Origin of the sequence: Rhodococcus sp. AB351, assembly GCF_049538275.1 — a bacterium.
Taxonomy (GTDB): Bacteria; Actinomycetota; Actinomycetes; order Mycobacteriales; family Mycobacteriaceae; genus Rhodococcus.
The window spans coordinates 179,737-192,662 of the sequence record NZ_JBMVFW010000001.1; the positions used below are offsets into that span (position 1 = coordinate 179,737).

Annotated in this window: 15 protein-coding genes; 8 read left to right on the forward strand and 7 right to left on the reverse strand. The window is 66.6% G+C overall.

The annotated features are described in order from the left end of the window. Positions 1 to 32 precede the first annotated feature (32 nt). The 5 genes from ACPCXD_RS00920 to ACPCXD_RS00940 all read left to right on the forward strand — a co-directional run bounded on the left by ACPCXD_RS00920 (position 33) and on the right by ACPCXD_RS00940 (position 5,501). Positions 33 to 1,571: an ABC transporter substrate-binding protein gene (locus ACPCXD_RS00920; protein WP_423657927.1), complete on the forward strand. Its 1,539-nt coding sequence runs from the start codon at positions 33 to 35 to the stop codon at positions 1,569 to 1,571. A 66-nt stretch (positions 1,572 to 1,637) separates the two neighbouring features. Then, positions 1,638 to 2,585 carry an ABC transporter permease gene (locus ACPCXD_RS00925; protein WP_060652660.1) on the forward strand — a complete coding sequence of 316 codons (948 nt, stop codon included), beginning with the start codon at positions 1,638 to 1,640 and terminating at the stop codon, positions 2,583 to 2,585. Next, positions 2,582 to 3,487: an ABC transporter permease gene (locus ACPCXD_RS00930; RefSeq protein WP_088898022.1), complete on the forward strand. Its 906-nt coding sequence runs from the start codon at positions 2,582 to 2,584 to the stop codon at positions 3,485 to 3,487. The genes ACPCXD_RS00925 and ACPCXD_RS00930 overlap by 4 nt, the downstream gene beginning before the upstream one ends. Beyond that, the gene (locus ACPCXD_RS00935; RefSeq protein ID WP_085470420.1) at positions 3,484 to 4,470 is read left to right on the forward strand and encodes an ABC transporter ATP-binding protein; all 987 of its coding nucleotides are present in this window, start codon (positions 3,484 to 3,486) and stop codon (positions 4,468 to 4,470) included. Before ACPCXD_RS00930 ends, ACPCXD_RS00935 begins: the two co-directional genes overlap by 4 nt. Further along, the gene (locus ACPCXD_RS00940; RefSeq protein WP_423657931.1) at positions 4,467 to 5,501 is read left to right on the forward strand and encodes an ABC transporter ATP-binding protein; all 1,035 of its coding nucleotides are present in this window, start codon (positions 4,467 to 4,469) and stop codon (positions 5,499 to 5,501) included. Before ACPCXD_RS00935 ends, ACPCXD_RS00940 begins: the two co-directional genes overlap by 4 nt. On the opposite strand, the gene ACPCXD_RS00945 is transcribed toward ACPCXD_RS00940, so the two are convergent. The 7 genes from ACPCXD_RS00945 to ACPCXD_RS00975 all read right to left on the reverse strand — a co-directional run bounded on the left by ACPCXD_RS00945 (position 5,463) and on the right by ACPCXD_RS00975 (position 10,745). Beyond that, positions 5,463 to 6,293 carry an SDR family NAD(P)-dependent oxidoreductase gene (locus tag ACPCXD_RS00945; protein WP_423657933.1) on the reverse strand — a complete coding sequence of 277 codons (831 nt, stop codon included), beginning with the start codon at positions 6,291 to 6,293 and terminating at the stop codon, positions 5,463 to 5,465. The genes ACPCXD_RS00940 and ACPCXD_RS00945 overlap by 39 nt on opposite strands. Then, positions 6,293 to 6,775, reverse strand: coding sequence for a nuclear transport factor 2 family protein (locus tag ACPCXD_RS00950; RefSeq protein WP_106201063.1), 483 nt, complete (start codon positions 6,773 to 6,775; stop codon positions 6,293 to 6,295). Before ACPCXD_RS00950 ends, ACPCXD_RS00945 begins: the two co-directional genes overlap by 1 nt. Positions 6,776 to 6,877: 102 nt before the next feature. After that, on the reverse strand, positions 6,878 to 7,498 hold the full coding sequence (locus ACPCXD_RS00955) for an LON peptidase substrate-binding domain-containing protein (RefSeq protein WP_059382713.1): 621 nt from the start codon (positions 7,496 to 7,498) through the stop codon (positions 6,878 to 6,880). Continuing rightward, entirely contained in the window at positions 7,498 to 7,971 is a 474-nt protein-coding gene (locus ACPCXD_RS00960; protein ID WP_059382714.1) for a DUF309 domain-containing protein, read from the reverse strand. The genes ACPCXD_RS00955 and ACPCXD_RS00960 overlap by 1 nt, the downstream gene beginning before the upstream one ends. Positions 7,972 to 8,008: 37 nt before the next feature. Continuing rightward, complete coding sequence (locus ACPCXD_RS00965) at positions 8,009 to 8,752, reverse strand: ESX secretion-associated protein EspG (protein WP_106201064.1); 744 nt, start codon at positions 8,750 to 8,752, stop codon at positions 8,009 to 8,011. A 5-nt stretch (positions 8,753 to 8,757) separates the two neighbouring features. Beyond that, positions 8,758 to 10,038, reverse strand: a complete 1,281-nt coding sequence (locus ACPCXD_RS00970) for a PPE domain-containing protein (RefSeq protein ID WP_106201065.1) — start codon at positions 10,036 to 10,038, stop codon at positions 8,758 to 8,760. A 104-nt stretch (positions 10,039 to 10,142) separates the two neighbouring features. Further along, the gene (locus tag ACPCXD_RS00975; RefSeq protein WP_088898013.1) at positions 10,143 to 10,745 is read right to left on the reverse strand and encodes a TetR/AcrR family transcriptional regulator; all 603 of its coding nucleotides are present in this window, start codon (positions 10,743 to 10,745) and stop codon (positions 10,143 to 10,145) included. A gap of 292 nt (positions 10,746 to 11,037) precedes the next feature. Here ACPCXD_RS00975 and ACPCXD_RS00980 point away from each other — a divergent pair, with 292 nt between their 5' ends. The 3 genes from ACPCXD_RS00980 to ACPCXD_RS00990 all read left to right on the forward strand — a co-directional run bounded on the left by ACPCXD_RS00980 (position 11,038) and on the right by ACPCXD_RS00990 (position 12,922). Next, positions 11,038 to 11,799 carry an SDR family NAD(P)-dependent oxidoreductase gene (locus tag ACPCXD_RS00980; RefSeq protein ID WP_106201066.1) on the forward strand — a complete coding sequence of 254 codons (762 nt, stop codon included), beginning with the start codon at positions 11,038 to 11,040 and terminating at the stop codon, positions 11,797 to 11,799. Between the two features lie 32 nt (positions 11,800 to 11,831). After that, on the forward strand, positions 11,832 to 12,590 hold the full coding sequence (gene fabG / locus ACPCXD_RS00985; RefSeq protein WP_016695855.1) for a 3-oxoacyl-ACP reductase FabG: 759 nt from the start codon (positions 11,832 to 11,834) through the stop codon (positions 12,588 to 12,590). Between the two features lie 119 nt (positions 12,591 to 12,709). Next, positions 12,710 to 12,922 (forward strand): DUF4287 domain-containing protein, encoded by a 213-nt coding sequence (locus ACPCXD_RS00990; protein ID WP_059382719.1) that lies wholly within the window; start codon positions 12,710 to 12,712, stop codon positions 12,920 to 12,922. Positions 12,923 to 12,926: the final 4 nt, after the last annotated feature.

Consider the following 12,926-nt stretch of genomic DNA (forward strand, 5'->3'; position numbering starts at 1 on the left):
CCGGACGACCGCTCCAGAAACTAAGGAATTCCATGTCCCGTAAGTCGTTGACCTCGGTCGCCGCTGCCTTCGCGACCGCACTGCTTCTCGCCGGCTGCGGAACGTCGGCTGCAACCGACGCCACCGCAGAGATCGACCCCCAGGCGACCGTGCGTTATGCCACGACGTATGGCGCGTCGTCCTTCGATCCCCACAAGACTCGGATCACCAGCGACTCGACGATGCTGAATCTCGTCTACGACCGACTGGTACATCGCGACCGGAATGCAGATCCGGTGCCCGGGCTTGCCGAATCCTGGGGGTTCTCCGAGGACGGATCGACTCTGACGTTGAACTTGCGCCAGGATGTCACCTTCTCGGACGGCACGCCGCTCGACGCATCCGCCGTGGTGGCGAACCTCCGCCGCGCACTCGAACCCGACTCGATCACGGCTGCGATGCTCGCGGGTGTCGAGTCCGTGGAGGCGACCGACGCACACACCGTGGTGCTCCGCCTGAACGGCCCCGGCGGGCAACTCGTCCTCACGTTGTCGGATCTTCCGGGAATGATCGTCAACCCCAACGCTTTCGGAGATCCGGACAAGGACGCTGCGCTCGTACTCGACCCGGCAGGGGCCGGCCGGTACACGGTGGTCGAATCTCAACCGGGGGCTCAGTACCGTTTCGCTGCGCGCGACGACTACTGGGACCCGGAAGCGGTACAGGCCGAGGGGTTCGAATGGGTAGTCATGACAGATCCTCAGACGCGTGTGAACGCCGTCGCCTCCGACCAGCTCGATGCCGCGATGGCGACGCCGATGTCACTCGACCCCGCCGACCAGCAGGGCCTGCAGACGTACGTCCAGACGAGCCTCAACAACTACGTCCTCAATCTGAACCGAACCCGGAGCGAGTTCGGCAAGCTCGAAGTACGACAGGCGCTCGCTCACGCAGTGGACCGCGAATCGGTGGTGGAGACGGCACTCGAGGGGCACGGTGAGCCCGCGAGCCAGAACTTCCCGGTGGGATACTTCGCCCACAACGAGGCCCTCGACGGTCAGTACGCCTTCGATCCCGACAAAGCGAAGCAACTGCTCGGTGACGCAGGAGTACCGGGCGGATTCTCCTTCGTCGCAGGCGTTTCCAACCTCCCCGAAAACCAGATGATCGGTCAGATCCTGCAGGAACAGCTCGCACGTGTCGGCATCACCATGGAGATCCGCTCCATGACACCGACGGATCTCAATCCCGCGTTCAATCGCGGTGAACTCGATGCCATCCTCACCACGCTCGTCGGTCGTGCGGACCCCTCCCTGCTCCTGACCTCGTTCTACGGTCAGGAATCTCCCCAGAACCCCTCCCGCGACGCGATCCCCGGCTTCCGGGAAGCCATGGAAGCGGCCAACCGCGCTACCGACCCGGAGGAACGCGCTGTGCTGCTCGGCGAGGTGAACGCCGTGGTGATGAACCACGCGGCGATGCTGCCGATCGCCTTCGCCGAACTCGGTGCCGTTGCCTCGGACCGGTTGGTGGGTTACGAGCCCAATCGGGTGGTCGACGAATGGCGTGGTGTCGGCGTGGCCGCCCCGTGACGTACCGCCCGACGGACAGCCTCGCGGCCGTGATCACACACGGATCGTGAATCGAAGGAGCACAGAATGTTTCGACTCATCGGACAGCGGCTGCTGGCGGTCGTCCCGTTGCTGATGATCGCCACGGCCATCACCTTCGGTCTGATCTTCCTGATTCCCGGCGATCCGGCACACCGGATCGCCGGGGAGTCGGCGACACCTCAGCAGATCGAGACGGTCCGTGAGGAGCTCGGCCTCGACCAGCCGGTCCTCGTGCAGTACTTCGACTTCCTGTTCGGACTGGTGCGCGGCGATCTCGGTACGAGTTTCACGTACCAGGCCCCGGTGCTGGAGATGATCGTCGATCGTCTCCCCGTGACGTTCTCGTTGGCGATGGTGGCCGTGGTCGTGGCGCTTCTCGTGGGTATTCCGGCAGGAATCATCGGAGGAAGCAGGCCCGGAAGTTGGCAGGACCGTGCCACCGGCGTGGGGTCGACACTCGGCGTCGCTACACCCAACTTCGTCCTGGGTCTGCTCCTCGTGCTCGTCTTCTCCCTGACGCTGCGGGTTCTTCCCGCCACCGGATACACCCCGCTCGCGAAGGGGTTGTGGCCGTGGCTCAGCCACCTGCTGTTGCCGGCGATCGCCCTGGGGTTGGCCGCGGCCGCCGAGATCGCACGCCAGCTACGCAGTTCCATGATCGAAGTGATGCAGCAGGACTACGTTCGCACCGCCACCGCCAAGGGCCTGAGTCGTCGCAGTGTCCTGTGGAAGCATGCCTTGAAGAATGCCTTCATTCCGACGGCGACGGTCCTGGGCATGCAGATCGCGTTCCTGCTCGGCGGCACGGCCGTCATCGAGTCCGTCTTCGGCCTGAAAGGTCTCGGGGATTTCGCGGTGCAATCGGTGCTCTCGGGAGACCTTCCCGCCATCCAAGGAGTCGTGATCTTCGGCGTGTTCGCCACTGTGATCATGAGTCTGCTCGTCGACATCTCCTACGGCTACCTCAATCCGAGAACAAGGAGCGCCGCATGAGCGACATCACCGTCTCGACGAAGCCGGCAGACGACAGGATCGTAGCCGTCGGCGAATCCCCACGTCACAGGTTCTTTCGCCGATTCCGGAACCGTCCGGGAGCCGTGGTCGCTGCCGTCTTTCTCGTCCTCGTCGCGGTTCTCGGACTACTTGCGCCCCTGATTGCTCCGCACGACCCGATCGTGCAGGAGCTGACCGCACGTCGGCTGCCTCCGTTGTCCGACGGATATCTGCTCGGCACCGACAATCTGGGTCGTGACACGCTGTCCCGGTTGCTCTACGGTGCGCGTGTCGCAGTCTCGGCGGCGCTCATCTCGGTGTCGGTCGGACTGCTCATCGGTGTCGTGCCTGCCCTGATCGCCGGGTTCCTCGGCGGCTGGTGGGACACGATCCTCTCTCGGGTCGCCGATGCATTTCTCAGCTTCCCCCCATTGCTGCTGGCGATGGCCATCGTCGGCGTGATGGGCACCAACCTCACCAACGCGATGATCGCGATCGGAATTGTGTTCGGTCCCAGATTCTTCCGCGTGGTACGCGGGGCTGTGATCGGAGTACGCGAGAGCACCTTCATCGAGGCCTCCCGCAGTATCGGCACTCCGACCGCGCGGATCGTGCGCATGCATGTACTCCCGCACACGCTGTCCCCTTTGATCGTCCAGATCAGCCTGGCGTGCGGGTTCGCGTTGCTCGCCGAGTCGTCGCTCAGTTTTCTCGGGCTGGGTGTCCAGCCGCCCGAGGCGAGTTGGGGTCGCATGCTCGCAGAAGGGCGCGAAGCGTGGAACTACACGGCCTGGCCGGTGGTGATTCCAGCCCTGATGATCATCCTGGCCGTTCTGGCCTGCAACACCCTCGGTGACGGCATCCGTGACTCGGTGGGCCGCGAGAACCGGAGTGAACGATGACCGAACCATTGCTGCGCGTCGACGGTCTCGGCGTCGAGTTTGCGACCGGTTCCGGCTGGACATCGGTCCTGCAGGACGTCTCCTTCGATGTGGCGGCCGGCGAACTCGTCGGGCTCGTCGGTGAATCCGGCTCCGGCAAATCCGTCACCTGCTCGTCCGTCCTACGACTGTTGCCGGCGAATCAGTCCCGTATCGTCTCCGGAGGTATCCGGTTCCGCGGACGTGATCTGCTGACGATGCCGGATCGCGAACTCGCGGACGTACGCGGCAACGACATCGCGATGATCTTCCAGGAACCGATGACGAGTCTGAATCCGGTCTTCACGGTCGGGGACCAGATCTCCGAAGTGGTGCGGCGACACCGAGGCGTGAACCGGAAGGTGGCACTGGCGCGCGCCGTAGAGGTGCTCGACCTCGTCGGTATCCCGAATGCGACCCGCCGAGTGCGTCAGTACCCGCACGAGTTCTCGGGTGGTATGCGCCAGAGGGTCATGATCGCGATGGCGCTCGCGTGTGAACCGTCCCTTCTCATCGCGGACGAACCCACGACGGCACTCGACGTCACCATCCAGGCTCAGGTGCTCGACCTGATCAGGGACATGGCAGAACGGTTCGAGATGGGCGTGCTGTTCGTGACACACGACCTCGGGGTGGTGGCCGATCTGTGCACCGAGGTGGTAGTCATGTATGCCGGACAGGTGGTCGAGAAGGCCCGCACAGAAGAACTGTTCGCGGCGCCGAAGCACCCGTACACACAAGGCCTGCTGCGGTCGGTCCCGACCATCGACGGTCGCAGCGACCTGCACACCATCCCCGGTGCTCCGCCCGCACCCGGATCGATGCCGAGGGGGTGCCGCTTCGGACCGCGCTGTGCGCATCGCCGCGACGAATGCGATGCCGTGATACCGCTCCACGCGCTGGAGAACGAGCGCATGTCTCGCTGTGCACGGGTGACCGATCTGATGCTGGAGGGAAACCGATGACCGTCGAACTCGCCGACGTCGAGACGAAGCAACCATTGCTGACGGTGCGTGGGCTGCGCGTGGAGTTCCCCGTCGGTCGCCGAACGGCGCGCCGGAAGCAGATGGTGCGCGCCGTGGATGAGGTCGATTTCGACATCTTCCCCGGTGAGACGTTCGCCTTGGTCGGTGAGTCGGGTTCGGGCAAGTCGACGACGGCCCGTGGAATCCTGCGGCTCGTCGATGTCGCTCAGGGATCCGTCGTGCTCGACGGTGTAGACGTGACCGCACTGAGCAGAAGTGAACTCCGCACCGCCAGACGCCATATGCAGATGGTCTTCCAGGATCCCTATTCCTCGTTGGATCCCTCGCACACGGTCGGGGATGCGATCGCCGAGCCCCTGCAGGTACATACCGATCTCTCCGATGAGGACCGACGCCGCAAGGTCGGTCGGCTGCTCGAGCAGGTCGGTTTGCGCGCGGAGCACGCCGATCGGTATCCCTACGAGTTCTCCGGTGGACAGCGCCAGCGCATCGCCATCGCGCGTGCCATCGCCGTGGAACCGAAGTTGGTGATCGCGGACGAGGCCGTCAGCGCGCTCGACGTCTCGACGCAGAATCAGGTCATCGCGCTGCTCGAACAGCTCTCTGCGGAACTGGGCATCGCCTACCTGTTCATAGCGCACGATCTGGCGGTGGTGCGTCACATCGCCCACACCACGGCCGTGATGTATCTCGGGCGAATCGTCGAATGGGGACCGACGGAACGTCTGTTCACCGAACCGGCGCATCCGTACACGCAAGCATTGCTGTCCGCGGTCCCCGTCCCGGACCCGGCACGGCAACGCCGCCGAGAGCGCATTCGCCTGAGTGGAGAACTGCCCGATCCGGCGAACCCGCCGACAGGGTGCGCCTTCAGCACCCGTTGCCCACTGGTCATGCCGGTGTGCCGGGAGAGTCGACCGGAGGTCACAGAAGTGGCAGGAGGGGGACAGGTCGCCTGCCACTTGCACTCATCAGAACAACGGCCCGCCTCCGAAGATGTCCCGGTGTGAATCGGGTTGGTTGCCTTCGACGTCCACGATGCCGTAGTCGAGCGCGGTCTCTGCGGTGATGACGGTGCGACCGCTGCGCGCGTTCACCTCGGGATCGGCCGCCAGCGCGACGATCACCCGTCCGACGAACTCCGGTGTCTCGGCGTTGGCCAGCGAGAAGCCCTCGAAGTTGTCGATGCCGCGGGCGAGCATGGCTTCGTTCTTCACCAGTCCCGGCCACAGCGACAGGGTGGTCACCCCGGTGCCCCGGAGTTCGACGGCCATGTCGGCGGCCATCTTGTCCAGGCCGGCCTTCGAGATGCCGTACAGCACCGAATGCAGGTACCCGCGCGTACCGAACGACGAGATGTTGACGATCATCCCGTCGCCGCGCGGCACCATCAGCTGCGCGGCCTCGACGGAGGCCACATAGTGTGCGCGGAGACCGACGCCGATCAGGCTGTCCCAGTCGCCGATCGGACGCTTCCAGAACGGCTCGGAGAACCCCGCGAACCCCGGCGGCGATGCCCACACGTTGTTGACGAGCAGATCGAGTCGGGAGTCCTGCTCGTCGGCGATCCGGCCGAACAGGTCGTGGATCTGCGCGTCGTCGCGGTGATCGCACTGCACCGCGATACCCCGTCCGCCGCGTTCGGTGACCTCCGCGGCGGTGCGGTCGAGTGGTCCGTCGACGCCGACGGGGCCGCGGGCGGTGACGTAGACGGTCCAGCCGTCGGAGCCGAGGGCGCACGCGATGCCCTTGCCGACGCTGCGACTCGCGCCGGTGACCAGCGCGACCTTTGCTTCTGTCATCACTGCACCACTTCCACGTCGTCGGTGAGAGCCCGCTGGATCGACCACAGCACCTTCACGTGGCAGCGGGAGATCTTCCATTCGCCGTTCTCGACCACGTAGTCGTCGTCGTAGTCGAGCGCGGTGACCCGTTCGGTGCGGGCACGCAGATCCACCTGCCGGAATCGCAGCGTCCAGGCGCCGGTCGCGGTGTCGGGCCCGGTCAGGTGGATGCTCGGATGCATGCCGTGATGCATGTCGAGCACGACGTAGCGGTCGTCGATCCGTTCGAGAGCGATTCGGGAATAGATGTCGACCAGGGCGTCGGCGTCGTCGAAACTACCCAGCGCCGGTCCGTAGTAGATGTCGGCTCCGTGCTCGACGAAGCACCTGCGCATCGCCTCCGGGTCCTTGGCGTCGCACGCCCGGAAGTAGCGATGCTTGAGCATCCTGATCTCTTCGAGGGCTTCGAGCCGGGCCAACCGTTGTTCGACGGTGTCCATCGGGGTGCCTTCCGGTCGGGGACGAACGGTGTCCCGGACCCTAGCCCGCAACCATGAGACCGGAAGAGCGATACTCCCACTCACCGGGCGGGCGCACGCGTCTCAGCCCTTCAGCTTCCATTCCGCGAGATCGACTGCGGTGGAGATCGCTTCGAGCAGCACGGCCATACGTTCGGCCGGACCCGGCGCGGCGAGAACCGCATAGCGGTCCGCTTCCCCCATGGGCACGTACCGGGCGAGCGCGAACAGTCGCGCCCCCGGATCCTCCGGTAGTTCGGTGGTGGCGGGAGGCAGCGGGGCCTGGCCACCCGTGAGGCGGTCGAGCACCCCGTACAGCCGGCCCATCGGTCCGGTGATCGCGGCGAAATCCACCGGCCCCGAATCGGTGTCGGGCCAGGGCTCCACCTCGGCGAGGGGATAGGGATCGTCGGGGAGCCATCGGGTGACGCGAATACGCTCCTCCGCAATGCATTCGAGTTCGCGGCGACCCGCACCGACCTCGGTGTCGACCATGATCCGCGCAATGGTGCCGACGTCGTGTCGCTGCTCGCCTCCGCCCACTTCGTGTCCTCGGGCGATGAGGACGACCCCGAAACGGGGGCCGTCCGGTGATGCCGTGCAGTCCTGGACGAGCTGCTGATATCTCGGCTCGAAGATGCGCAATGGAAGGTCGGACCCGGGAAGCAACGCGGTGCCGAGCGGGAACATGGGAAGTATCGGCATCAGGGCATCCTCAGGCGCGGGGTCGGGGGAGCGGGGATCGGTTCGTCGCGAGCGATCTCGGTGAGCAGATGATCGGCCCAACTCGCGAGGCCGTCGATATCGAGCCGGTAGGGCGGTTCGTCCTCGTAGTGCCGCACCCGCGCCTGTCCCTGCTTCAGCAGCGACGCCGCGCCGGTGGGGTTGCCCCGGAGCAGATGCGTCAGCCCCACGGCGAGCTGGGCGAGGCCCTGCCAGAGGGGACGTTCCTCGGGCGGCGCCTTCTTCCACATCGCTTCGAAGACCTCGTGGGCGTGGAACGGAAAGCCGTGGTCGAGGAGGCGCTGACCTTCGGCGATGGTCTCCTCGACATCCAGATCGATGTCTTCGGGAACACGTTCGACGCCTTCTTCGCCCGGCGGCAGCGGACGCCCCAGGGCGTCGCGCGGACGCGCGTTCTGCGGCCTGCCGTCGGGTGTGCGGTCCCGGTCCGTCATGTCGCCAGCCTAGACGAACGGCCGGTTCGGGAAGGGATCACTGCCGTCGCAGGACGCCGCTCCGACCCTCGTGCGACGACCTGCACGCCCGGGACAGCTGCATCGACAGTTCCCGGACGAATGTGTCGACGGTGCCCGGCGCGACGCGGAGGTCGGGGCCGGGGAGGAAGAGGTACCGGCCGTCGCCCACGACGTCGAACCAGCCGATGTCGGCGACGGGGGTGTACCCCGGATTCGAGTACCGCAGGATGCGGATGCTACCGGTGGCCGAGCGTTCGCGACGCAGCAACCGGCGCAACGACTCTGCGTGCGTGCCACCCGCCGGACGACGGACAGCGCCGAATTCGGACGGCTCGAGCACATCCCGGCTCGGCGCGGTGCGTGCCGGTTCGCGGCCCGGCGCCACGACCGGCAGGTGTCCGACGATCGCACCCGCGAGATCGGTGGTCGTGGTGATGCGGATGTCGCCCGCGGCGGGAGCCTGGCAGGCGAGGACGGTCTGCTCGTCGGTCGCGGCGGCGCGGACGAAGACCTCGCAGCTCGGATCGGTGGAGCGGCCGTAGACCTCCACCGCGACCTCCCCGGTCAGCAGGATCCGCATCGCGTCGTCGAGGGCAGGGTCGGGAGTCTCGTGCAGCCACGCGCGAGCGGCCTGCATGTTTGCGGCGTGCTCGTCCTCCCACATCGCCGAGGTGCGATAGCGCAGGGGGAAGGGGAACTCGTCGCCACCCGCAGCGGTCCACGACGCCAGGAATCGATCGGGTGTCAGATACCGGTCCACAGCGCTCAGGCCCCCAGAACCGGCGGAGCGGTGTCGGGCAGCGACCCGATCAGTTCGTTCCCGTTCTCCCCGGTGACGAGATAACCGGCCGCGCGTTTGTCCTGCTCGTCTCCGCGGGACGAGGCGGGTGCCATGCCGGGCATCATGCCGAACGGGCGCACACCGGCACCGCGAGTCGCGGCGGCACCGGGTTGAGCCGCAGTACCGCCGGTGGGTGCGGCTCCCGCGACGAGCGGAGCCGAACCCGCGGGCGATGCGCCACCGGCCGACCCGACGCCACCGGCGCCCGGTAGCCCACCTCCGACACCTGCACCCGATCCGGAGGACGGTGAGCCATACGACTGACCGGTCGGGCTTCCCAGGGCGCCGCTCGCTGACGGGGTGGTGGATGCAGGGGTGGTCGCCGCAGGATCGTTCGAGCCCGCCCTGCCTGCCGAATCCGAACCTTCCGACCGGCCGTCCGTACCTTCACCGGACGTCGATGCGTCCGTACGGTTCTCCACTTCCGTGGCGGTCTGCCCACCCGGACGTTCTCCGTCCCCGGCCGGGATTCCCGTCGGGTCGCCGGCGGTCCGGGCGCCGCCGACACCTGGTGTGCCGTAGCCCTGGGGAACGAATGCTTCGGTGGCGCGACTCGTGGTGGCGGCATACGGGGAGGGCAGGACCGGAACCGCCGTGCCGGAATCGCGGTAGTACGGCTTGTAGAGGGCTTCCATCACCCGCACGGCCTGGGCGCGAACGGCCTCTTCCTGCCGGGCGGCGGCAGCACCCGCGACGGGATCGAGCGCGTACAGGACCGACGACGTGTTCACCGTGGGGGGAGGCACGGACGCTCGCACCCGTTCGCCGACGTCGGCGGCGATGCGGAGTTTCTCGGACGTCGCGCGTGCGGCATCGGACAACTGTTGTGCGGATTCGCCGAATCGCACCGTCGCGTCCATCGCGGCCTCGGCCGCCGGACCCTCCCAGTGCCGGCCGATGAGCTTGCGGATCATCAGCGTTCCCCACGCGACGGTGAGGCTGAAACCCTTTCCGAGTTCGGCCCATTCGGTGGCCAGGGTGGTCATCGCGACGGGGTTGATGCTCTGGGCGAGCCGGTGGATGTCGGCATGCTCCATGCCGTGGAAGTTCTCGAACGCTGCGATGTATTCGGGATCGACTCCCGCGTCGATGCGCGCGGCGAGCGTGTCGTAGTTGGACTGCCGTCGGGAGACGGAATCGGGGACCGGGGCGTCGACCCCGAGCGACACCAGTAGTCGGTCGACGACGTTGTCATTCGTGGACATGGACGACAGCTCCCCCTCGATGCTCTCGCGTCTCGAGGAGTCGACGGCGGCGCGATATCCCCCTGCCCACGTAGATCCCCCCCGATCCGATGGTGGCGACGATGCTAACGCACGGCACCGACCAGACGCAGGGCAAGATCGGCATACAGGTCGCTGATCGTCGCGGCGTCGTCGTAGCGGCCCGAGGGATACCAGCGACAGACGTCGACGCAGAGCGACATCAGCGCGAGGGTGACACCTTCGGCGTCCGGGAGGGTGAACTCGCCCGAGACGTGGCCGGCGTCCACGACACTCCGCACGACCTGCGTGGTCTGCCGTCGTAGTCCGACGATCGTGCGGTAGTGCTCGCGGTCGAGCGCGGCCAGTTCGTACTGGATCACCCGGCTCCACTGGTGGTTCTCCGCCTGCCAGGCGGCGAAGCGCCCGATGACGGAGGCGAGCCGGTCGGACGGCTCGGCGTCGGGGCGGTCGGCGTTCTCGAGGACCTGCAGGGCGAGGGCGTGGCCCTCGTAGGCGATGGCGAAGAGCAGCTCTTCCTTGGACGCGTAGTGCGGATACATCGCGGCGGGACTCATACCGAGTCGCGCCGCGATCCGGCGGGTCGTGGTGCCGCCGTAGCCGTGCTCCGCGAACTCTTCTATCGCGGCCGTGCGGATGCGAGCAGCGGCCTTGGATCCGCCGACGACGTCGTCCCATGCATCACTCACGAGGGCGCTTCCGTTCTGTCCGGTTGGTGTTGACAAGCCCGCTACGGCATCGCACGATAAGCGAGCGCTTAGAAATAAGCCAGTGCTTATCGACTTGGTAACGGTGGGTGCGACGCGGGGTCCTCTCCGCGCTGCCACGCCTGCGGCAACATAGGATCCGCCGAAGAGAAGAATAGGACCTGGCTCTGAAAGGCAGTGCTGTCCAATCAAATTGGATACAGGCTGTTTGGTGGATGAGAAGGCGGTCGGCTATACAGTTCCTGTAGGCCCCGTCACAGCGAGGAGATGACGTATGTCCGTGCTCGACCGTTTCCGTCTCGACGGCCGCGTTGCCATCGTCACCGGTGCCTCTTCGGGCCTCGGTGTCGCATTCGCCCGAGGGCTGGCCGAAGCAGGAGCCGACGTCGTGCTCGCCGCACGCCGCGTCGACCGCCTCGAGAAGACCGCCGAGCTGGTCCGGGAGGCCGGACGGCAGGCCCTCACGGTCGAGACCGACATCGCCGATCCCGAACAGGCGCAGCGCATGGTCGACCATGCGGTCGAGCAGCTCGGCCGGGTGGACATCCTCATCAACAATGCCGGTATCGGCACCGCCGTCCCCGCGACGAAGGAGACCCCCGAGCAGTTCCGGCAGGTCATCGACATCAACCTGAACGGATCCTATTGGGCGGCACAGGCCGTCGGCCGTGTGATGCAGCCCGGTAGCTCGATCGTCAACATCTCGTCGGTCCTCGGCCTCACCACGGCCGGCCTGCCGCAGGCCGCGTACTCGGCCAGCAAGGCGGGCGTCATCGGCCTCACGCGCGACCTGGCCCAGCAGTGGGGAGCGCGCAAGGGGATCCGCGTCAACGCCATCGCCCCCGGCTTCTTCCACACCGAGATGACGGACGAGTACCAGCCCGGCTACCTCGACTCGATGAAGCCGCGAATCATCCTCGGCCGGACCGGGGATGCCGAGGAGATCGCAGCCACTGCGGTCTGGCTGGCGTCCGACGCCTCCGCCTACGTCACCGGTCAGACCATCGCCGTGGACGGCGGACTCACCATCACCTGACGGCACCACCCATCCCCCTACGGAGGAACGCTATGAGCACACAGCCCCGCACTGCCATCGTCACCGGAGCCGCACGCGGCATCGGCGCAGCCGTCGCCAAGCGGCTCGCCGGCGACGGCTACCAGGTCGCCGTCCTCGACCTCGACGAATCCGCCTGCAAGGACACCGTTTCGGCCATCGAGTCCGCCGGTGGCAAGGCGCTCGCCGTGGGTGCCGACGTCTCCGACGAGAAGTCCGTCGCCGCTGCCGTCGAGAAGGTCGCCACCGAACTCGGCGAGCCCACCGTCCTGATCAACAACGCCGGTATCACGCGCGACAACCTGCTGTTCAAGATGACGGTCGAGGACTGGGACGCCGTCATGAACGTGCACCTGCGCGGCGCCTTCCTCATGACGCGTGCCGTCCAGAGCTACATGGTCGACGCCAAGTTCGGTCGCATCGTCAACCTCTCGAGCACCTCGGCCCTCGGCAACCGCGGCCAGGTCAACTACTCCGCTGCGAAGGCCGGCATGCAGGGCTTCACGAAGACCCTCGCGATCGAGCTGGGCAAGTTCGGTGTCACCGCCAACGCCATCGCCCCGGGCTTCATCGCCACCGAGATGACCGCCGCGACCGCCGAGCGCCTCGGCCTGTCGTTCGACGACTTCAAGTCGAACATCGCGTCGAACATCCCGGTCGGCCGTATCGGCGAGGTCGACGACATCGCCCACACCGCATCGTTCCTCGCATCCGAGGGCGCGGGCTTCGTGTCCGGTCAGGTCATCTACGTGGCGGGTGGCCCGAAGGCCTGATCCTCTTCCCTACGTCCGCGGCGCCGCGTCCCATCCGGGACGGCGGCGCCGCGGTCGTTTTTCTGCGGATCGAACGGAACGGCCCGACCGTGTCGGTCGCCGCGGTTAATCTCTCCGCTATGAGCGAGAAGGTCAAGGGACCGGAGTCGTATTTTCCGTCGATCGAGCAGAAGTACGGACGCCCGATCGAGGAGTGGAAGAACATGATCCGCGCGTCGGATCTCGCCAAGCACATGGAGCTCGTGAACTGGCTGAAGCAGGAACACGGGATGGGTCACGGGCACGCCAATGCTCTCGTCGCCCACACTCTGAAGGAACAGAAGTCCGACTGATGAG

Bases quoted from the DNA above. Each gene is read 5' to 3' on its own strand.
- ACPCXD_RS00920 (WP_423657927.1), top strand. From the start codon at position 33: ATGTCCCGTAAGTCGTTGACCTCGGTCGCCGCTGCCTTCGCGACCGCA.
- ACPCXD_RS00925 (WP_060652660.1), top strand. From the start codon at position 1,638: ATGTTTCGACTCATCGGACAGCGGCTGCTGGCGGTCGTCCCGTTGCTG.
- ACPCXD_RS00930 (WP_088898022.1), top strand. From the start codon at position 2,582: ATGAGCGACATCACCGTCTCGACGAAGCCGGCAGACGACAGGATCGTA.
- ACPCXD_RS00935 (WP_085470420.1), top strand. From the start codon at position 3,484: ATGACCGAACCATTGCTGCGCGTCGACGGTCTCGGCGTCGAGTTTGCG.
- ACPCXD_RS00940 (WP_423657931.1), top strand. From the start codon at position 4,467: ATGACCGTCGAACTCGCCGACGTCGAGACGAAGCAACCATTGCTGACG.
- ACPCXD_RS00945 (WP_423657933.1), bottom strand. From the start codon at position 6,293: ATGACAGAAGCAAAGGTCGCGCTGGTCACCGGCGCGAGTCGCAGCGTC.
- ACPCXD_RS00950 (WP_106201063.1), bottom strand. From the start codon at position 6,775: ATGGACACCGTCGAACAACGGTTGGCCCGGCTCGAAGCCCTCGAAGAG.
- ACPCXD_RS00955 (WP_059382713.1), bottom strand. From the start codon at position 7,498: ATGCCGATACTTCCCATGTTCCCGCTCGGCACCGCGTTGCTTCCCGGG.
- ACPCXD_RS00960 (WP_059382714.1), bottom strand. From the start codon at position 7,971: ATGACGGACCGGGACCGCACACCCGACGGCAGGCCGCAGAACGCGCGT.
- ACPCXD_RS00970 (WP_106201065.1), bottom strand. From the start codon at position 10,038: ATGTCCACGAATGACAACGTCGTCGACCGACTACTGGTGTCGCTCGGG.
- ACPCXD_RS00980 (WP_106201066.1), top strand. From the start codon at position 11,038: ATGTCCGTGCTCGACCGTTTCCGTCTCGACGGCCGCGTTGCCATCGTC.
- fabG (WP_016695855.1), top strand. From the start codon at position 11,832: ATGAGCACACAGCCCCGCACTGCCATCGTCACCGGAGCCGCACGCGGC.
- ACPCXD_RS00990 (WP_059382719.1), top strand. From the start codon at position 12,710: ATGAGCGAGAAGGTCAAGGGACCGGAGTCGTATTTTCCGTCGATCGAG.